The 19081-nt window shown below is 69.4% G+C and carries 19 protein-coding genes; 14 read left to right on the top strand and 5 right to left on the bottom strand.

What is annotated here, in order from left to right:
* Positions 1-74 precede the first annotated feature (74 nt).
* The 5 genes from AAEX60_RS00860 to AAEX60_RS00840 all read left to right on the top strand — a co-directional run bounded on the left by AAEX60_RS00860 (position 75) and on the right by AAEX60_RS00840 (position 6702).
* A complete protein-coding gene (locus AAEX60_RS00860) occupies positions 75-1496 on the top strand; it encodes a CCA tRNA nucleotidyltransferase (RefSeq protein WP_342100473.1) in 1422 nt (473 codons plus the stop codon).
* A 9-nt stretch (positions 1497-1505) separates the two neighbouring features.
* The gene (locus AAEX60_RS00855; protein ID WP_342100395.1) at positions 1506-3590 is read left to right on the top strand and encodes a DUF6049 family protein; all 2085 of its coding nucleotides are present in this window, start codon (positions 1506-1508) and stop codon (positions 3588-3590) included.
* 7 nt (positions 3591-3597) lie between these two features.
* Positions 3598-5673: a protein kinase family protein gene (locus AAEX60_RS00850; protein ID WP_342100394.1), complete on the top strand. Its 2076-nt coding sequence runs from the start codon at positions 3598-3600 to the stop codon at positions 5671-5673.
* Positions 5670-6257, top strand: coding sequence for an RNA polymerase sigma factor SigM (gene sigM / locus AAEX60_RS00845; protein WP_342100391.1), 588 nt, complete (start codon positions 5670-5672; stop codon positions 6255-6257). Before AAEX60_RS00850 ends, sigM begins: the two co-directional genes overlap by 4 nt.
* Before the next feature lie 163 nt (positions 6258-6420).
* Positions 6421-6702 carry a hypothetical protein gene (locus AAEX60_RS00840; protein ID WP_342100389.1) on the top strand — a complete coding sequence of 94 codons (282 nt, stop codon included), beginning with the start codon at positions 6421-6423 and terminating at the stop codon, positions 6700-6702.
* Between the two features lie 50 nt (positions 6703-6752).
* On the opposite strand, the gene AAEX60_RS00835 is transcribed toward AAEX60_RS00840, so the two are convergent.
* Together AAEX60_RS00835 and glpK are read right to left on the bottom strand one after the other, a co-directional pair.
* Positions 6753-7310 (bottom strand): TetR/AcrR family transcriptional regulator, encoded by a 558-nt coding sequence (locus AAEX60_RS00835; protein ID WP_342100386.1) that lies wholly within the window; start codon positions 7308-7310, stop codon positions 6753-6755.
* Between the two features lie 365 nt (positions 7311-7675).
* Positions 7676-9196: a glycerol kinase GlpK gene (glpK, locus tag AAEX60_RS00830; RefSeq protein ID WP_342100384.1), complete on the bottom strand. Its 1521-nt coding sequence runs from the start codon at positions 9194-9196 to the stop codon at positions 7676-7678.
* A gap of 222 nt (positions 9197-9418) precedes the next feature.
* Between glpK and AAEX60_RS00825 the strand changes: the two genes are divergently transcribed.
* On the top strand, positions 9419-10369 hold the full coding sequence (locus tag AAEX60_RS00825; RefSeq protein ID WP_342100383.1) for a sugar-binding transcriptional regulator: 951 nt from the start codon (positions 9419-9421) through the stop codon (positions 10367-10369).
* Between the two features lie 594 nt (positions 10370-10963).
* Here the strand turns inward: AAEX60_RS00825 and AAEX60_RS00820 are convergent.
* Positions 10964-11419, bottom strand: a complete 456-nt coding sequence (locus AAEX60_RS00820; protein WP_342100381.1) for an arsenate-mycothiol transferase ArsC — start codon at positions 11417-11419, stop codon at positions 10964-10966.
* A 70-nt stretch (positions 11420-11489) separates the two neighbouring features.
* Positions 11490-11822 carry an ArsR/SmtB family transcription factor gene (locus tag AAEX60_RS00815; RefSeq protein WP_342100380.1) on the bottom strand — a complete coding sequence of 111 codons (333 nt, stop codon included), beginning with the start codon at positions 11820-11822 and terminating at the stop codon, positions 11490-11492.
* Between the two features lie 124 nt (positions 11823-11946).
* Here AAEX60_RS00815 and arsD point away from each other — a divergent pair, with 124 nt between their 5' ends.
* The 8 genes from arsD (at position 11947) to AAEX60_RS00775 (ending at position 18205) form a co-directional block, all read left to right on the top strand.
* A complete protein-coding gene (arsD, locus tag AAEX60_RS00810) occupies positions 11947-12342 on the top strand; it encodes an arsenite efflux transporter metallochaperone ArsD (protein ID WP_342100378.1) in 396 nt (131 codons plus the stop codon).
* Between the two features lie 41 nt (positions 12343-12383).
* Positions 12384-14150 carry an arsenical pump-driving ATPase gene (gene arsA, locus AAEX60_RS00805; RefSeq protein WP_342100375.1) on the top strand — a complete coding sequence of 589 codons (1767 nt, stop codon included), beginning with the start codon at positions 12384-12386 and terminating at the stop codon, positions 14148-14150.
* Between the two features lie 107 nt (positions 14151-14257).
* Complete coding sequence (locus AAEX60_RS00800; RefSeq protein ID WP_342100374.1) at positions 14258-14569, top strand: hypothetical protein; 312 nt, start codon at positions 14258-14260, stop codon at positions 14567-14569.
* Positions 14570-14847: 278 nt separating this feature from the next.
* Positions 14848-15903, top strand: coding sequence for a thioredoxin-disulfide reductase (gene trxB / locus AAEX60_RS00795; protein ID WP_342100372.1), 1056 nt, complete (start codon positions 14848-14850; stop codon positions 15901-15903).
* 57 nt (positions 15904-15960) lie between these two features.
* On the top strand, positions 15961-16284 hold the full coding sequence (gene trxA / locus AAEX60_RS00790; protein WP_342100369.1) for a thioredoxin: 324 nt from the start codon (positions 15961-15963) through the stop codon (positions 16282-16284).
* Between the two features lie 103 nt (positions 16285-16387).
* The gene (locus AAEX60_RS00785; protein WP_342100367.1) at positions 16388-17002 is read left to right on the top strand and encodes a hypothetical protein; all 615 of its coding nucleotides are present in this window, start codon (positions 16388-16390) and stop codon (positions 17000-17002) included.
* Positions 16999-17436: an OsmC family protein gene (locus AAEX60_RS00780; RefSeq protein ID WP_342100366.1), complete on the top strand. Its 438-nt coding sequence runs from the start codon at positions 16999-17001 to the stop codon at positions 17434-17436. Before AAEX60_RS00785 ends, AAEX60_RS00780 begins: the two co-directional genes overlap by 4 nt.
* A 166-nt stretch (positions 17437-17602) precedes the next feature.
* Positions 17603-18205, top strand: a complete 603-nt coding sequence (locus AAEX60_RS00775; RefSeq protein WP_342100364.1) for a transglycosylase family protein — start codon at positions 17603-17605, stop codon at positions 18203-18205.
* A gap of 219 nt (positions 18206-18424) precedes the next feature.
* Here AAEX60_RS00775 and AAEX60_RS00770 read toward each other — a convergent pair whose 3' ends face one another.
* Positions 18425-19048, bottom strand: a complete 624-nt coding sequence (locus AAEX60_RS00770) for a hypothetical protein (RefSeq protein ID WP_342100362.1) — start codon at positions 19046-19048, stop codon at positions 18425-18427.
* Positions 19049-19081 lie beyond the last annotated feature (33 nt).

Genomic DNA, 19081 nt, shown 5'->3' with positions numbered 1-19081 from the left:
ACCCCCGGCTCCCGTACACTTCTCCGGTGCCCCAGAACCAGCCCACCGCACTGACCCGGACCCAGAACGAGCAGATGGCCGGCCTGTTGGCCAGCACGCCCGTCGTCGGGGAGTTGGGACAGCTGTTCGCCGACGCCGGGCACGAGCTCTACCTGGTGGGCGGCCCGGTGCGCGACGCCCTGCTGGGCGTGCTGCAGCATGACCTGGACTTCACCACCAGCGCCCGCCCCGACGACATCGAAAAGCTGCTGCGCGGCTGGACCAAGGCCGTCTGGGACATCGGCAAGGAGTACGGCACCATCGGCGCCAAGAAGCGCTCCCAGGGCGTCGACTGGCAGATCGAGATCACCACCTTCCGCGCGGACAGCTACCGCAGCGATTCCCGCAAGCCGGAGGTGAACTTCGGGAGCAACATCGCCGACGACCTCATCCGTCGGGACTTCACGGTCAACGCGATGGCCTTCGACGTCGCCAACAACCGCTTCGTGGACCCCTATGGCGGCCTGCAGGACCTGGCCAACCGGGTGCTGCGCACCCCCTTCACGGCGGAACGCTCCTTCTCCGACGACCCGCTGCGGATGATGCGCGCCGCCCGCTTTGCCAGCCAGCTGCAGTTCAGCGTCGCCCCCGACGTGCAGCAGGCCATGACGGAGATGGCCGACCGGATCCAGATCATCAGCGCGGAGCGGGTGCACGACGAGCTGTGCAAGCTGCTGCTGACCGACCACCCCCGCCCCGGGCTGAACCTGCTGGTCACCACCGGCCTGGCGGACCGGGTGCTGCCGGAACTGTCCGCGCTGCGCCAGACCCAGGACGAGCACAAGCGTCACAAGGACGTCTACCAGCACAGCCTCACGGTGCTGGACCAGGCCATCGCGCTGGAGCGGGAGCGCGGCCACCAGCCAGACCTGGTGCTGCGGCTGGCCGCCCTGCTGCACGACATCGGCAAGCCCGCCACCCGGGTCTTCGAGGACGACGGCAGCGTCAGCTTCCACCACCATGACCTGGTGGGTGCCAAGCAGGCCAAGAAGCGGATGAAGACGCTGAAGTTCTCGACCGACGACACCAAGGCCGTCTGCCAGCTGATCGAGCAGCACCTGCGCTTCCACGGCTACGGGGAGGCGCAGTGGAGCGATTCCGCGGTCCGACGCTATGTCCGCGACGCCGGTGACCAGCTGGAACGCCTGCACATCCTCACCCGCAGCGACTGCACCACGCGCAACCAGCGCAAGGCGGCCCGGCTGCGCGCCGCCTATGACGACCTGGAGCAGCGGATCCAGCAGCTGGCCGAGCAGGAGGAGCTGGACGCGATGCGTCCGGACCTGGACGGTGAGCAGATCATGCAGCTGCTGGGGCTGAAGCCGTCGCGGGAGGTGGGCGAGGCCTACAAGTACCTGCTCAACCTGCGGATCGACGAGGGTCCGCTGGGCGAGGAGAAGGCCACTGAGGCGCTGCTTCAGTGGTGGCAGCAGCGGCAGGCCCAGCAGGGCAACTAGGCTGGATGGGTGACAGCCCCCGTCGCGCGCGCCGCCGCCCATCGTGCCCTTGCCGGCGCGTTGGCGCTGCTGCTCGTGGTGCTGGGTCTGGGCACCGTCGTGGTGACCCCGGCCAGCGCGGACGAGCCGGCCACGCTGAGCGTCTCCATCAGCGAACTGTCGCCGGCCTCCGGCACCCCGGACCAGTCGGTCACCATCCGCGGCACCGTCACCAACAACACCACCACCCCGATGAGCGCCGTGCAGGTGCACCTGTGGCGCTCGGAGGATCCGATCGGGGACCTTGAGACCCTGGACGAGGTGCTCCGGTCCGACCCGGCCAACCCGCTGGGGCGACGGATGCTCTCCTTCGAGAAGGGCAACATCTTCAACATCACCGACGTCGGTGACCAGCGCAGCCAGGCCTTCGGCGGCAAGCAGCCCAAGCCGACCTTCGCCCCCGGGGAGAGCGCCGAGTTCACGGTGCACAGCACCATCGCGGAGCTGGGCCTGGCCGCGCCGGGCGCCTACCTGACCGGAGTCCAGGTGCGCGGCGTCCCCCAGGGGCAGGAGAACCAGACCGTAGGCCGGGCGCGCAGCCTGTTCGTGCTCTCCCCGCCGGCCTCGGGCAAACTGGCGACGCTGGGCAAGCCCGCCGCCACCGTCGTGCTGCTCAATTCCCGGCCGTCGATGGTCTCCGCCGGGGTGTTCAGCGACGACCATCTGGCCGGGGAGCTGCGGGGCCGGCTCTCCCGGCTATTGAAGCTGGCGCAGACCCCGGACGTGACCACGCTGGTGGACCCCGCCCTGGTGGACGCCCTGACCGCAATGTCCAAGGGCTACCAGGTCCGTTCCGGCCGCACCACCCAGCCCGGCAGCGCCCAGGCCCAGCAGCTGGCCAAGGACCACCTGGCCGCGCTGGAGCGGGTGGTCCGTTCCGGCAATGCCTACCGCACGCTCTACGGCAGCCCCGACGTGTCCCGGGCGGTGGCCGCTGACCGTCGGGAGGTGGTCACGCAGGCCGCCCGCCCCCTGACCGAGGGCCATCCCCTCGCCGCGCTGCCACTGGCCGTCGTGCCCGCCGAGAACCGCCTGGACGAGGCCTCGCGGGAACTGCTGGCCGGGCTCAAGCCGGCGCTGGTGCTGGCCGGCAATGCCGCCACCCAGACCCCGGTACAGCGGCTGGCCGACGGCTCCTCCAGCCGGGTGGTGGCGGTCCGCGACAATGCCTACGCCGGCGGCCCCGGCCCGGACCCCGACACCGGCCAGCCGCAGGTCACCGGGCGGCTGCAGGCCACCCAACTGTTGGCCCCACAGGGGGCCGTGACCCTGGTCAGCACCACCACCCAGGCCGACGCGGAACTGGCCCCCGCCCCCTGGCGCACCCGGGTGGCCTTGCCGAAGCTGCTGCCCCGGGGCCTGGGCCCGCTGTTCTCCCCCGCCGACACCGAACAGGAGCCGATCACCGTCGATCCCGTCTGGCTGGAACGGCTGGACGCGGCCGAGGGAGACCTGCAGGCCTGGAGCGAGATCACCCGCGCCGCCAAACCCGAAGCGCTGGCCCAGGTGGTGCTGCCGCAGGCCCTGAGCACCGCCTGGGAGGGCAACCGCAAGCCGGCGCTGCGCTGGCTGGATGCCGCCCGCTCCCAGGTGGGCGCCGTGCTGACCAGTGACCGGGTGAGCCTGAAGGTGGTGGGCAGCTTTGTCACCAGCTCGCAGGACCAGGAGGTGCCGGTCACCATCCGCAACGGGCTCACCGTCCCGGCCCGGGTCCGGATCCTGTTCACCAGCGAGAATCCGCAACGCATCCGGGTGGCCGACACCCCGGTGCTGACGGTGGGCGCCGGCGACTCGGAGACGGTCAAGGTGAAGGTCACCTCGACTGCCAACGGCCAGGTCGGCGTGCAGGCCCGGCTGGCCACGCCGACGGGGCGGCTGATCGGCACCCCCCGGCAGATGACCATCACCGCCACCCAGGCGGGCCGGGTGGGCTGGATCATCATCATCGCCTCGGGGGCCGTCTTCCTCGCCGGCACGGCGATCCGGATCAGGCAGGTACAGCGGGAACGCCGGGGATCGGCTAACGTCGCTGGCAAGAGTGGGGTTGAAGGGTGAGGACCAGATGAACCAGATTCCAGGCCAACGGCCGGCGCCGCAGGACCCCGATGACGAGACCCGGTTGTTCGCCTCCGTCGACGACGAACGTACCGAGCTGATCTCCCACGAACCCAACCCCACCGTGATTCCGGAGACCGCAACGACCCCGGAGACCCCCACCACGGCCCCCGAAGCTGACCCCGCACCGATCCCCGAGCCACAACCCGCACCGATCCCCGAGCCTGTCGAGGAGTCCCCGGCCGAGGAAGCACCGGCCGAGGACACCGTCGACCCGCTCTCCGACACCCTGCACCCGGCGATGGCCACCAGCGTCCCCGAGGGCGCCTCCCAGAACCAGCCGATGGCCGAGGTGAAGTCCGGCGACGTGCACGCCGGCCGCTACCGGCTGGAGCAGCAGCTGGCCCAGCGCGGCGGCACCCTGACCTGGCGGGCCTTCGACCAGAAGCTCTCCCGCTCCGTGCTGGTGCACATCCTGGCCCCCCATGACCCGCGCACGCCGGACGTGCTGGACGCCGCCCGCAAGGCCGCCTTCGCCACCGACTCCCGTTTCCTGCGGGTGCTGGATGCCGTGGTCGGGGAGCAGCCCGGCGAGCCATCGCTGGTGGTGTGCGAGTTCGCGCCCGGCGAGAGCCTGGAGAAGCTGCTGCGTCAGGGCCCACTGAGCGCCCTGGAGGCGGCGTGGGTGGCCCGGGAGCTGGCCGACGCGATGCAGTCCATGCACTCCGAGGGCCTGTTCCACCAGCGGATCAACCCGGACACCGTGATCATCACCTCCACGGGCAATGTGAAGATCGTCGGCTTCCTGATCGAGGCCGCGATGTATCCCGACGCCGAGGAGGGCACCCTGGCCTGGTCCGAGCGGGAGCAGGCCGACGTGATGGCCATCGGCAAGGTGCTCTACGCCAGCCTGGTCACCCGCTGGCCCACCGCCCGGGAGCAGGCCGTCGACGAGTCCGGGCAGCCGCGCCGCACCTGGGGAATGGCCGCGGCCCCGATGGACGCCCGCGGTTGGCTGACCCCGCGCCAGGTGCGGTCCGGGGTCTCCCCGGCCCTGGACATCATCTGTGACCAGATCCTCTCCGACGCCCCCCGGCACAATGAGCTGCCGCTGCGCACCGCCAACCAGGTGATGCTGGCCCTGAGCAAGGTGCTGGGCACCGCGGACGGCTCGGCCGATCTGGAGCGCCGGATGCGTTATCCCGTCGTCCCGTCCGACGGCGATGCGGGTGGCCCGCTGCTGGAGACCACCGGCAGCCTGTCCGCCGTCGGTGGCCCCGACGAACAGACCCAGGCCGGCCAGGCACACCATCAGCCCAGCGGTCCGTTCACCGCGGTCCCGCCGCCCGGCCGCGCCAGCTCCGCCTCCTCCGCCAGCGACGACGGCTTCGACGCCGCCAGCCCCGCCACCCCCTCGGTGACCCGTCGGCCGGGGGCCACCAGCGCCACCCGGCCGCCCACGGTGCGCCACTCGCGCCCGCCGCGCCGCCGTTGGCTGATCATCCTGGTGGCGCTGCTGGCCCTGGTGCTGCTGGTCTCCCTGATCCGGGTGGCCCTGCACAAGGACGGCACCGGCGGCGTCCTCGGCGGCGGCGGGGACGAGCAGCAGGCCGACACCGTGCAGATCTCCGCGGTCAACGACTTCGATCCCACCGGCGACGGTGGCAATGGCGAGGAGAACCCCAGCCAGGTGAAGCTGGCCTTCGACGGCAACCCGGCCACCGCCTGGCAGAGCCTGGTCTACCTGGGCGATCCGAAACTGGGCCGGCTCAAGCCGGGCGTCGGCCTGGTGGTTGACCTGGGCCAGCGGCAGAAGGTGAGCGGGGTCAAGCTCACCCTGAAGGGCTCCCCGACGGCCGTGCAGCTGCGGGTCCCGGCCGACACCGGCTCCGACAGCGCCCCGGCCACCTCCCAGAAGCAGTGGACCACGGTGGCCAGCCAGTCTGCCGCGGGCACCAGCACCGAGCTCAAGCCGGATCAGGCGGTGGAGACCCGCTACCTGCTGATCTACCTCACCAGCCTGCCAAAGGTCAGCGGAAACCGTTACCAGGCAGCGATCGCCGAGATCGAGGTGAACTCGTGAATGTCCTGGCCGAGGGCATGGACGTGGACGGTCTGAGTGACCAGCAGTTGCTCGCGGCCCATGTTGCGGGTGACCCCGAGGCCTTCAACAGGCTCTTCCAGCGGCACCGGGACCGGCTGTGGGCCGTCGCCCTGCGCACCATGCGCAACCCGGACGACGCCGCCGACGCCCTGCAGGATGCGATGATCTCCGCCTTCCGGCGGGCGGGCAGTTTCCGCGGGGACTCCCAGGTGACCACGTGGCTGCACCGGATCGTGGTGAATGCCTGCCTGGACCGGATCCGGCACAACCGCTCGCGACGCGCGGAGGGCCTGCCGGACGACGTCGACCGGGAGCTGCAGCTGGCCGACCCCACCGACCTGACCTCCGGGGCGGAGCAGCAGGAGGCGCGACGCGATGTGCTGGATGCCCTGGCCCAACTGAACGCCGACCAACGGGCCGCGATAGTGCTGGTGGACCTGGAGGGCTATTCCGTCCAGGAGGCCGCCACCATGCTGGGCTGCGCCACGGGTACGGTGAAGTCACGCTGTTCCCGCGGCCGGGCCCGGCTGGCACCGCTGCTGGAACACCTCCGGGAAAGCTGAGTCCAGCAAGCCCGATCCCCCAGCCCGACGAGGGGTTCCCACAGTGGCTGGTACAACTTGACGATTGCCTGACACGATGGGAACCAGATCCGCCATCCGTCCGTCCAACCCCGTGCGGGAGCCCCAACTCCCCGGCCTCCCCACCCCGTACCAGGAGCTACCGATGGATCCGAAGCACCAGCACGACGCCAGCGACCAGGCCACGGCCTGGGTCGCGGACCTGTTGCGCTGCGAGCCAGCGCCATCCATGCCGCCCGAGGTGCAGGCCCGGCTGGAGCAGGTACTGGCCGACGAGCAGCGCCTACGCGAGGCCGGGGAACTGCCGGACCGCACGGAGGCCGAGGAACTCCTCCGGCTGGAGGAATGCACCAACCGGGGCAGCTTCGGCCCCAATGCCCCGGCCAGCTACTCACCCGACGGTCTGGGGCTGACCTCGCTCGGCTGAAAGCTGGTCAGCCGAGCCATGGTCAACCGAGGCGTGACCAGCGGGCGTCGTCAGTCGACGGCACCGTCCAGCAGTTGCGGCAACAGCGAGACGGCCTGGTCATAAGCCTCCAGCGAGCGCTTGGCCCGGGCAATCACGACGGCCCCCTCGACGGTGGCCAGGGTGAGCGCGGCCAGCCGGTCGGCGGTCAGGGCGGGCAGCCCGGCGGTGACCCACTGGCCCGCCAGACACTGCTGCCAGGCCTGGTAGACCTCCGCCGCGGCGGTCAGCAGCTCGTCGGTGTCAGTGGCGACGGTGACCGCGACGGCCGCGGATCCCGTGCTCGCCTGGGATGAGGCCAACAGCCCCCGCCAGGCGGAGATCACGGCCTGCAGGACGCCGTGGGCATCCTGGGCGTCCTCACCCATCGTCTCCAGCATCCGGCCACGGAATTCGGCCAGCGCGGCCAGCACCAGCTCATCCTTCCCGCCTGGGAAGTGGTGGTAGATGGATCCTCGCGGCGTATTGGTCAGCTCGATCACCTCGCTGAACGAGGTCGCCTGCAATCCCTTGGTAGCGAGCAGTGTGGTGGCCCCCGCCACCATGCGCTCGCGCACATCCTTTGCCATACCTATTGTCCCCCCGAACAATGTGTTGGTTGCACCCTTACGTCAGGTGCGAGTCCATCATGCCCCACGTTGAGTAGGTTGTCCGTCATACCGAGGGGTGACTGGCCGACGGATTTGTCACCCCCGCGCGCAGTCACATTCGCCCCGGCGCTCCGACGGACCACCGTAAAACCTTGGACACAAAGATGTTGCGAGGCCTCACCCCAGCCCCGCCAACAGATCACCCCGCCCCAACCGGCCCCGGCGCGTCGCAGCATGAGACCTCAGGAAGCCGAAAGCAGCGGCCCCGGACAGGCCGGTGGGGCGCGGCTCGCGGCCGCGCCCCACCGGACGGTTTCGTGCTGGGATTGGGATTGCGCCCCTACTCACTCCTTGACGTCGTCGTCCACCCAGTCGAAGGTCTTGGTCACGGCCTTCTTCCAGTTGCGGAACAGGCGCTCCCGCTCGTCCTGCTCGGCACTGGGCTCCCAGCGCTTGTCCTCGGCCCAGTTGTCAATGACGTCCTGCTCGCCATTCCAGAAGCCGACGGCGATGCCGGCGGCATAGGCGGCGCCCAGAGCTGTGGTCTCGGCAACCTTGGGCCGCACGACGGGCACGCCCACCTGGTCGGCCTGGAACTGCATCAGGGTTTCGTTGGCGGTCATGCCGCCGTCCACCTTGAGCTCGGCCAGCGGGGCACCCGAATCGGCTTCCATCGCGTCCAGCACCTCACGGGTCTGGTAGGCGGTGGACTCCAGCACGGCGCGGGCGATGTGGCCGCGGTTGACGTAGCGGGTCAGGCCCACCAGCGCACCGCGGGCATCGGAACGCCAGTAGGGGGCGAACAGGCCGCTGAACGCGGGCACGAAGTAGGCGCCGCCGTTGTCCTCGACGGTGGCCGCCAGCTGCTCCACCTCAGGAGCGCTGTCAAACATCTTGAGGTTGTCGCGCAGCCACTGCACCAGCGAGCCGGCCACCGCGATCGAACCCTCCAGGGCATAGACGGCGGGCTGCTGGCCGATCTTGTAGCAGACGGTGGTCAACAGGCCATTCTTGCTGGGGACGATCTCCTCACCGGTGTTCATCAGCATGAAGCAGCCGGTTCCGTAGGTGTTCTTGGCCATGCCCTTCTCGAAGCAGGCCTGGCCGAAGGTGGCGGCCTGCTGGTCGCCCAGGATGCCGGCAATCGGGATGTCCATCAGGAAGCCGCCCTTGCGGCCAACGCCATACTGCTCAGCAGAGCTACGGATGTCCGGCAGCATGCTCAGCGGAATGGTCATGTCCTTGGCGATCTCCTCGTCCCAGTTGAGGGTCTTGAGATCCATCAGCATGGTGCGCGAGGCATTGGTGACGTCGGTGACGTGCACACCACCCTCGACGCCGCCGGTCATGTTCCACAGCACCCAGGTGTCCATGGTGCCCATCAGCAACTTGCCGGCCTCGGCGTCGGCCCGGGCGCCCTCGACGTTGTCCAGGATCCACTTCACCTTGGGGCCACAGAAGTAGGTGGCCAGCGGCAGGCCCACCTTGTCCTTGTAGCGGTCATTGTCACCCTGGGCCAGCGCGTCGCAGATCTTCTGGGTGCGGGTGTCCTGCCAGACGATGGCGTTGTAGACCGGCTTGCCGGTCTCCTTGTTCCACACGACGGTGGTCTCGCGCTGATTGGTGATGCCGACGGCCGCGATGTCGTGCCGGTTCATGTTGCCCTTGCTCAGGGCTTCCGCCACCACCTCGCGGACATTGCCCCACACCTCCTCCGGGTCATGCTCCACCCAGCCGGCCTTCGGGAAGATCTGCTCGTGTTCCTTCTGACCCACGCTGATGATCTGCCCGGCGTGGTCGAAGATGATCGCGCGGGAGCTGGTGGTCCCCTGGTCGATCGCGAGGATGTACTTGGTGTCGGTCATGAACTGCTCCACTTCGTCGTGAATGCCACCGGTCACCCGGTGAGGTCTGGGACGCTGGTGTCGGGGTCGGCACGCGGGCCGCCGACGGCCAGATCTGTCCCCATGATGGAACATGCTGGGGGCTCTGACCAGCCCCGGCACACCCCGCTCCCGCCAAAAACCCCGACACCGTGCACAATTGACGCATGGCGTTGAACAAATGTGCGAGAGGCGGAGGATTTCATGCACGAGCGCTCTGACGAGATGTACTTGGCGGCGTCCCTGTACTACGTGCAGGACGAGACGATGGAGTCCATCGCGCGGCAGCTCAACATCTCCCGCAGCACCGTCTCCCGGCTGCTGAAGCAGGCCCGGGAGACCGGGATGGTGAAGATCACGCTCGCCAACCCGGCGGGCCCCCGAACGTCATTGGGGGAGACCATCGGCCGGCACTTCGGAGTGCGGGCCCACGTCGTCCCGGTGCGGGACGGTGCCTCCGACGTGCACCGGCTGGAGCGGGTGGCCCGGGCAGCCGGGCAGCTGATCAGTGAGGCGGTCACCGACACCATGGTGATCGGCACCGCCTGGGGCACCACCCTGGGCAGCGTGGTGCAGTACCTGCAGCCCAACGACGTCAAGGGCACCGTCGTGGTGCAGATGAATGGCGCCGCCAGCCCCACCAACTCCGGGATGCCCTATGTGGGCGGGATCATCTCCCAGTTCGCGCAGGCCTTCAACTCCCAAGTGGTGCCCTTCCCGGTGCCCACCCTGTTCGACTTCGCGGAGACCAAACAGGCCATGTGGCGCGAACGCAGCGTGCGCAATGTGCTGGCGCTGCACCACAAGATCGACCTCGCGGTCTTCGGCGTCGGTGGCCTGTCCGCCGAGCTGCCGTCGCACGTCTATTCCGCCGGCTACCTGGACGAGCGCGACATGGAGCAGCTGCGGGCCGAACGCGTCGTCGGCGACGTGAACACCGTCTTCCTGCGCGAAGACGGCACCTGGGCGGACATCCCGATCAATGCCCGCGCCTCCGGCATGCTGCCCACGCAGCTGCACCGGGTGCCCCGTCGGATCTGCGTGGTGGCCGGCGCCGCCAAGGCCGCACCCCTGCTGGGCGCCCTGCGAGCCCGCGTCGCCACCGACGTCGTCCTCGACGAGGCCTGCGCCCAGGCCCTGCTCGAACGCCTCTAGCTAGGGTGGATCCCGTGAACGAGGTCCAACATCCTGTTCCCTTTCACCTGCTCGCAAGACTCTCGCCACGGGCTCGATGGTGGCGCCCACTCCTCGAATTCGTCGTGCTGGTGGTGGTCTTCGCCGTCAGCTTCATCGCCCTGACGGAGGGTCTGCATGCCCTGGTGGGCCACCGCGCCGATGACCTGCTGGGCCACGCAGCCATGGCCGCGGCGCTTCCGGCAGCCGTGGCAGGCGTGATGGTGGGGGCCGCTGGCGTGTCACCGCTCTGCTCTCCAGCGACGGCCGTGGACACGTCCGCCTGGCGGCGACTGCCTTTGGGATCACTCTGGCCATCGCAGGGTTCGCCCGCGTGGCCGCAGGCTGGGCGACGGGCACCCTCCAGCCGCATGCGAGCGGCCTCGGGCCGGAGACGCTGGCCCTGACCGTCGGCCTGATCACGCTGGCCGCCTTCGCCGAGGAGGTCCTGTTCCGGGCATGGCTGCCACAGGCCATCGGCCAGAGCTACGGAGCCAGCTGGATTCAACTACTCCGATCTGGGCGGCCACGGTCAGGTCAGGCACTGGCCGTCGAAGCCCTTGTCCGGGCGAACACTCAATGCTTGCGTTGTGCACCCGTCCACTCGAGCTCCGCCTGCAGGGCCTTTACCCGGGCGTCGATGTCGTCGCGCACCAGGCGCATCCGCTCGGCGCCCTCGATGCCGCGCAGCGACGGTTCGTCGGTGAGCCAGGTCTCGATCGTGCCGCGCATCCCCTCGACGGGCTCCACGACGGCCTGGTCGCCCAGGATCACGGTGCGGTCCACCCGGCGCAGCAGGTCGGGGTCTATCGCCTTGGGGCGTTCGCCGTCGAAGCTGCCGCCGATCTCCTCGATGCTGGCCAAGGATTCCTGGTTCAGCTTCGTTCCCGGCCAGGTGCCGGCCGAGTGCACCTCGACGGCATCCCCGGCGCGCAGCCGCATCAGGGCCGCGGCCATCTGGCTCTTGCCGCCATTGCCGACGCAGACGAACAACACACTGGGCTTCATGAGTTCCTCATTTCCTTCGTTCACCAGGGCTTGGATCCTCGAGGCAGCAACCCGACCACGATCCCCGATCCTGTCGATGGGCCCGACTGCGACGTCACGGAAGCTCCCCCAGGAATCCCCGCAGCGCCGCGAGCCCTTCGGGGCGGGGGGTGTAGTGCGCCCAGCGGCCGCGCATCTCACGGTTGACCAGCCCGGCCTCGGTGAGTTTCTTCAGGTGGTGGGAGAGCGTCGGCTGGCTGACCCCGAAGGCCTCTGGGAGATGGCAGAAGCAGACGCTGCTGTCACTGACCGCGACGTGATGGAAGATTCGCAGCCGAACCGGGTCCGCCAGGGCCTTGATGCTGGCGGTGAGCGCCTCGGCCTGTTCGACGCTCATCACGTGGGGCGACGGCGCACAGCACTCATCCTGGATCCCGGACGCTTCCATGCCCCGATGCTATCCCAGATCCACCAATCGCATTGACATTCGTCGATACAAGGCGAGATGCTGGAGTCATCGACATCTATCAATACGTCGGCCAAGCCGGCGCATCGAGTCACAGGAGACAGCCATGACCGCCATCCGCATCTTCGAGCCCGCCCTGTGCTGCAACACCGGGGTCTGCGGCACCGACGTCGACCAGGCCCTGGTGGACATCACCGCCGACGTAAAGGCAGTCACCGCCGAGGGTGCGGACATCGAGCGCACCAACCTGGGCACCGACCCGATCCGTTTCACGGAGAACCAGACCGCCGTCGCCTTTCTGCACACCGCCGGCTCCGAGGGCCTTCCGCTGGTGTTGGTGGATGACGTCACGGTGCTGACCGGGCGCTACCCCAGCCGCGACGAGCTGCGCCGCTGGGCCGGGCTGACCGCCCCCGAGGCCGACGGGCGGCCCACCCTGACCACCGTCGAGACCCAGACCCTTGACGAGGGGGGCTGCTGCGGTGGCACCGGCTGCTGCTGAACCGCTCGCCCGAACCCAGGACCACGACCAGGACCATGACCATGTTGCACTTCCTCGACAATCCACCTCGGCACCTCTTCTTCACCGGCAAGGGCGGAGTCGGCAAGACCTCCGTCGCCTGTGCCACCGCCCTGCACCTGGCTCGCTCTGGCCGCCGAGTGTTGCTGGTGAGCACCGATCCGGCGAGCAATGTCGGCCAGGTCTTTGGCGTCGCCATTGGCAATCGGATCACCCCCATCCCCGACGTCCCGGATCTGGACGCCCTGGAGATCGATCCCCAGCAGGCAGCCGATGCCTACCGATCCAAGATCCTGGCTCCGGTGCGGGCCGTGCTGCCCGCCTCTGCCCTCGCGGAGATCACCGAGCAGTTGTCCGGCTCCTGCACCACCGAGGTGGCCAGCTTCAACGAGTTCACCAGCCTGCTGGCCGATCCGGCGGCCACCGCCGGCTATGACCACGTCGTCTTCGACACCGCCCCGACAGGGCACACCATCCGGCTGCTCCAGTTGCCCGGCGAATGGACCGACTATCTGGACGCAGGCAAGGGCGACGCCTCATGCCTGGGTCCGCTCTCCGGCCTGGAGAAGAGCCGCGCCACCTATCGCAACGCGGTGGCTGCATTGGCCGACGCCAGCCGCACCCGGCTGGTGCTGGTCAGCCGCGCCCAGCACTCCACCCTGGACGAGGTGGCCCGCACCCAGCAGGAGCTGGCGGAGCTGGGCATCCACGCCACCCATCTGGTGGTCAACGGCGTCCTGCCGGAACTCGCGTCGGCCGAGGCCCCGGACCCCCTGCACCGGGCCATCCGGGAGCGCGAGCAAGCCGCCCTGGCCCAGCTCACGGGCCCGCTCGCGTCGCTGCCCCGCGACCTGATCGAGCTGAAGCCGGTCAACATGATGGGCCCCGCCGCGCTGGACTCACTGCTCAGCACCGCAGCGCCCGAGTCCTCGGTGCCGGAGCACCCCCCCACGGCAGAGCCCGTCGAAGCCTCCAGCCTGCGCACCCTGGTGGACGAGGTGGAATCCCAGGGCCACGGTCTGGTGATGGCGATGGGCAAGGGTGGCGTCGGCAAGACCACCGTCGCCGCGGCCATCGCCGTAGAGCTGGCCCGACGCGGCAACGACGTGCTGCTGACCACCACCGATCCGGCCGCGCACCTGAGCACCGCCCTGCCCGACCAACTGCCCCGGCTGGAGGTGAGCGCGATCGATCCGCAGGCCGCGATCGCCGCCTACCGGCAGCAGGTGATGCGCACCAAGGGCGCCAGCCTGGACGACGCGGGCCGCGCCGCGCTGGCCGAAGACCTGAAGAGCCCCTGCACCGAGGAGATCGCGGTCTTCCAACAGTTCAGCCGGGCAGTCAACCAGGCCCGGCACCGCTTCGTGGTGATGGACACCGCACCCACCGGACACACCCTCCTGCTGATGGATGCCACCGGCTCCTACCACCGCGAGATCACCCGTCATCTGGACCAGACGCAGGCGGCGCGGATGACCACGCCGCTGATGCGGCTGCAGGATCCGGAACTCACCAAGGTGATCGTGGTGACCCTGCCGGAGACGACGCCGGTGCTGGAGGCCCGGGGCCTGGCCGAGGAGCTGGAACGTGCCGGCATCAGGCCGTGGGCCTGGGTGGTGAACAACTCGCTGGCGAAGGCGGAGCCGCACTCGCCCTTGCTGGCCCAGCGGGCGCGCAATGAGCAGGCCCTGCTGGCGGAGGTGGATCGCCGCGCGTCACGGATGGCCGTCCTGGCCAGCCAGACGGCCGAACCGGTGGGTGTGGACGCCCTGGTCGCGCTGCTGGACTGAGATCTGGTGGGTCGGTTGAGGATTGTGGCCCCGGGGTGGGCGGTGGCGGTCCGACTGCATAGGGTTCGAGCTGTCGGCTCTTGCCGACGCAGACCAGGAGGATTGCCATGACCGAACAGACCCAAGGCGGCTGCTGCGGCGGCCACAAGGACCAGACCATCACCATCGAGGGCACCGCGGCCCCCGCCGAGACCACCGAGGCGGCCGACGAGGTGCGCCTGTGCACCTGCGGCTGCGGACGCCCCGCCGCTGACTGCACCTGCGGCCCCGACTGCGCCTGCTCGTGCAACGAGCCCTGCACCTGTGGCTGCGACTGCACCACCGGCAAGTGCACCTGTGGGCCCGAGTGCGCCTGTGGGTGCAACGAGGCCAAGCCCGCCGAAACCGAGGCGAAGGGCTGCTGCTGCGGCGACAAGTGATCGCAGGGCGCCCGCAGCACTGGCGCACTGAACAACCGGGCCCCGTCACGCACGTCGTGGCGGGGCCCGGCCAGTTCTCCCGGGCCTCGACGGGCTCGGCCATCGTGGATGCGTCGGCACCCCACCCCACCACGATCCCCGACCCTGTCGAGGGGCACGGGCGCGGAATACTCCGCCGCCGTCTGGGGTTGAGGAGGCGAATCACTGCTGCACCAGCAAGCCTCGGTAGAGTGCTTCCCGCAGCACGCCACCGCGGTATCCCCGCGCGAGAGGACATCATGACCACACCCGCCCTGAACACCGTTGGCCTGAATACCGGCGGCCTGATCTCGTTGGACGACATCACCCCCGACGAGCAGCCCGCCACCCCGGCCGTCGATGCTGGTCAGGAGGTGCGCGAGGTGATCATCGTCGGCTCCGGCCCGGCCGGGTACACGGCAGCCATCTACACCGCGCGCGCCGGCCTGGAGCCGCTGGTCATCGAGGGCGCCTTCTCCGCCGGCGGTGCGCTGATGAACACCACCGAGGTGGAGAACTACCCCGGCTACACCGACGGCATCATGGGCCCGGACCTGATGAAGAACATGCGCGCCCAGGCCGAGCGCTTCGGCGCCGAGCTGGTCACCGACGACGCTGAGGAACTGGACCTGACCGGCCCGATCAAGACCGTCACGGACTCCGAGGGACGGGTCTACCGCGCCAAGTCCGTCATCCTGGCCACCGGCTCCGGCTACAAGCGTCTGGGCCTGGCCGACGAGGACAAGTACTCGGGCCGCGGCGTCTCCTGGTGCGCCACCTGCGATGGCTTCTTCTTCAAGGACAAGCCGATCGTCGTGGTCGGCGGCGGTGACTCCGCCGTCGAGGAGGCCACCTTCCTGAGCCGGTTCGGCTCCACCGTCACCATGGTGGTGCGTCGCGATGAGCTGCGCGCCAGCAAGATCATGGCCGCCCGCGCCCTGAATGACCCGAAGATCTCCATCGAGTGGAACTCGAACGTCGTCTCGATGGCCGGGGAGCCCGCGCTGGAGACCGTCACCATCGAGAACAACCAGACCGGCGAGAAGAAGGAACTGCCCGTCAACGGCCTGTTCGTCGCCATCGGCCACGATCCCCGCTCCGAGCTGGTCAAGGGGCAGGTGGAGCTGGACGCCGCCGGCTATGTGCTGACCGAAGCCGACGGCACGAAGACCAACCTGTCCGGCGTCTTCGCCTGCGGCGACCTGGTGGACCACACCTACCGCCAGGCCATCACGGCCGCGGGCTCCGGCTGCAAGGCCGCCCTGGACGCCGAGCGCTTCCTGGCCGACCTGGCCGACGAGAACGTCCAGGCCTGACCAAGACCAACCGCAATCACGATCCCCGAGCCTGTCGAGGGGCAACAAGGAGAAGCCATGAGCAATGTCAAGGACGTCACCGACAAGACCTTCGTCGACGAGGTCGTGATGAACCCCAAGCCGGTCCTGGTGGACTACTGGGCCGACTGGTGCAGCCCGTGCAAGCAGCTCAGCCCGATCATCGACGAGCTGGCCTCCGAGCTGGGTGGCCAGGTGGACTTCGTGAAGATGGACACCAACGCCAACACCCAGATCCCCACCGAGCAGGGCATCCTCAGCCTGCCGACCCTGCAGATCTGGCAGGACGGACGGGTGGTGAAGTCCTTCCAGGGCGCCAAGACCAAGGGTGCGCTGCTGAAGGCCCTGAACGAGTACCTCTGAGCGCAGTCGCCGGCCGGCCCGACGGCTGAAGGCTCAACCACTCCTTGACAACCGCGGGCCCTACCGGTGCCCGCGGTTGTCGCTTTCCACTACCTTGGGGACCATGAGCAGCACTCCCGGCAATTCGCCGATCAACGGCTCCAGTCAGCTCGCGCCCGGCGCCAGCACCGGCCCCGACGAGCTGGAGGTGGGCCCGGCCATCCACAGCGGCCGCTTCCCGCGCTGGGCGCTGGTACTGATCGGCACCCTGCTCATCCTGGCCTCCGTGGCCGGCGCCGCCTACGTCGCGTGGCGGATGAACACCGGCAAACCGCAGGTGGTGGTGACGGCCTCCGGACCGCGCACCCCATGGGCGATGGTGCCACCCCTGGCCGTCGACGAGTTCTCCCGGGACGCCAATGCCAACGACACCCCGTCGGCCAATCCCACCACGAAGACGTCCACCATCTCCGCCACCTATGCCCGCAGCGGGCAGAACAGCGTCGTGCTGCTGATGAGCCGGCCGGAGAAGGATCCCAAGAAGTTCATGGCGGACATGGGGATGAACACCGTGGTGGCCACCGACGACGGCTACTGCGGCACCAGCGTGGACTCCAACCGGGATGGCTGCGCGATCATGCGTGATGACACCGCGATCCTGATCGTTGACCTGGTGGGGCAGAGCCGCTCCGACCTGATGGTGGTGGCGCACAAGTTCGCCGACGAGATGGCCAAGTGAGCGGCCGACACAGCGTGCGGCTGAGCCGCACCAGCACCGGCAACTACCGGGCCACCAATGCCGCGGGCGTGAGCATCGGCCTGGGCCAGGGCGACGACGTCTTCTCCCCGGTGGAATTGCTGCTGGCCGCCATCGGCGGGTGCAGCGCCATCGACGTCGACGTGGTGACCGCCAGGCGCACCGAGCCCACCAGCTTCGAGGTGGAGGTCTCCGCCCAGAAGATGACCGACGAGACGGGCGGGGCCCGCCTGCGGGACGTGGTGGCCGACTTCCACCTGGTCTTCGGCGACGATGACCGCGCCCGCGAGGCGGCCGGGCTGGTGGAACGGCTGGTGCGGCTCTCCCATGAGCGGGACTGCACGGTCTCCCGGACGGTGGAATTTCCCACCCCGGTCCGGATGGACGTCGACGGGCGGACGGTGGCCGGGGGCTGACGGTGGCGGGGCCGAGGTGCCGGTCAGCGGAACGCTCTCAGGCGCCTCTCAACTGATGAATTTCCGCGTGACATAGCGCATCCCCACCGGCTTGCCCCCGCGCCACGCCGCCCGATTCACTGAGAGCGATTTTGAGAATTACTCAGGATTGCTTAGGTTGTTCTTCATGAAGAAGACTTCCACCATCGTTTCCCTGGTCGCCGCGACCGCCATGAGCGCTGGCGTCGGCATCGGCGCTGCCGCCCCCGCCCAGGCCGCGGGCACCGTCTGGGACCGCGTGGCCCAGTGCGAGTCGGGCGGCAACTGGCAGATCAACACCGGCAACGGTTTCTACGGCGGCCTGCAGTTCACCCGCTCCACCTGGCTGGCCTATGGTGGCGGCAAGTACGCCCCCACCGCCAACAAGGCCACCAAGGCGCAGCAGATCGCCATCGCCAAGAAGACCCTGCAGGGCCAGGGCCCCGGCGCGTGGCCCGTCTGCTCCAAGCGCGCCGGCCTGACCCGCGCCAATGGCCTGGCCGCCAACACCGGCAGCGTCACCAGCAGCGTGAAGACCGTGAAGGTCACCAAGAAGAAGGCCACCACCAAGGCCGCCCCGGTGAAGTCGGTCAAGGGCGCCAAGTACGTGACCGTGCGCCCCGGCGACACCCTGGGCAAGATCGCCAAGCGCTCGGGCGCCGGCTCCTGGCAGAAGGTGTGGAAGCTGAACAAGTCCACCATCAAGAACCCGAACATGATCAAGGTCGGCCAGAAGGTCCGCGTGGCCTGAGCCACCCCTGCTGTCCCACCAAGGGCCCCGGTCACGGCAGACCGGGGCCCTTGCCATGTCCACCGTGGGCACCGCCCTCGCCCCCCGTCATCGACGACGGTCAGCCCAACCAGAGCGGCGTCCCACCACGGCGATAGTTGTCCCGAGTCACGTAGTGCCGAGCCGCACGCTGGGAACCGGTCACCGCGGCCACCCGGGCCAAGGCGACGCCTGTCGGTGCTACTGCTGAGTGCGGCCCTGCCGCCCGGTGGGTTCGGCCGGCGGCACCGGACGCGGCACCAGGCCGCCCAGCAGGTGCCAGGCCCGCGCCAGGTCGGGCCGCCAGCGCACGGTGGTGCCCAGGTCCAGGCGGAGCCGTTGGCAGCCGTCGGCCCGGAACTCGTCGACGGGTTGGAAACCCGCGGCGGTCAGCCAGCCCACCGGCGGCTCCAGACAGCTGGGGGCGGCATGGCGTCCGACGGCCTCCAGGGTGTCCACCTGGCCGTGCAGGTGCCGCGCCAAGCCCTGCACCAGCAGCCTGACCTGGGCATGCGCCGCCTCGTCGTCGTCCGTGTGGGTGACCAGTGCCAGCAGATAGGCCGCGTCGGGCAGTTTGGACCAGTGCACCAGCGGGTGCTCGGGGGGCAGGTTCAGCCCGGGACAGACCAGCGCCTGGGCCACCGGGGCGTCCTGTTCGTCGTGCATCGCCACGCCACACAGCCCCCACTGGGCCATGGCCGCCCGCGCCCATCCCGCCGCGGGGTCATGCAGGGCGTACTCCAGCTCGGGATGGCCCTGACAGCCGGGCAACAGCCCCGCCAGATCCCCGGGGACCACCGCGTGCACCCTGCTCCCGCGTCCCATCGTCGCCTCCCACCAGCCAGGCCGACGGCCCCG

The organism is Luteococcus sp. H101 (assembly GCF_038433155.1).
In the GTDB taxonomy this organism is placed as follows: Bacteria; Actinomycetota; Actinomycetes; order Propionibacteriales; family Propionibacteriaceae; genus Luteococcus.
This window is presented reverse-complemented; position numbering and strand designations above follow the sequence as displayed.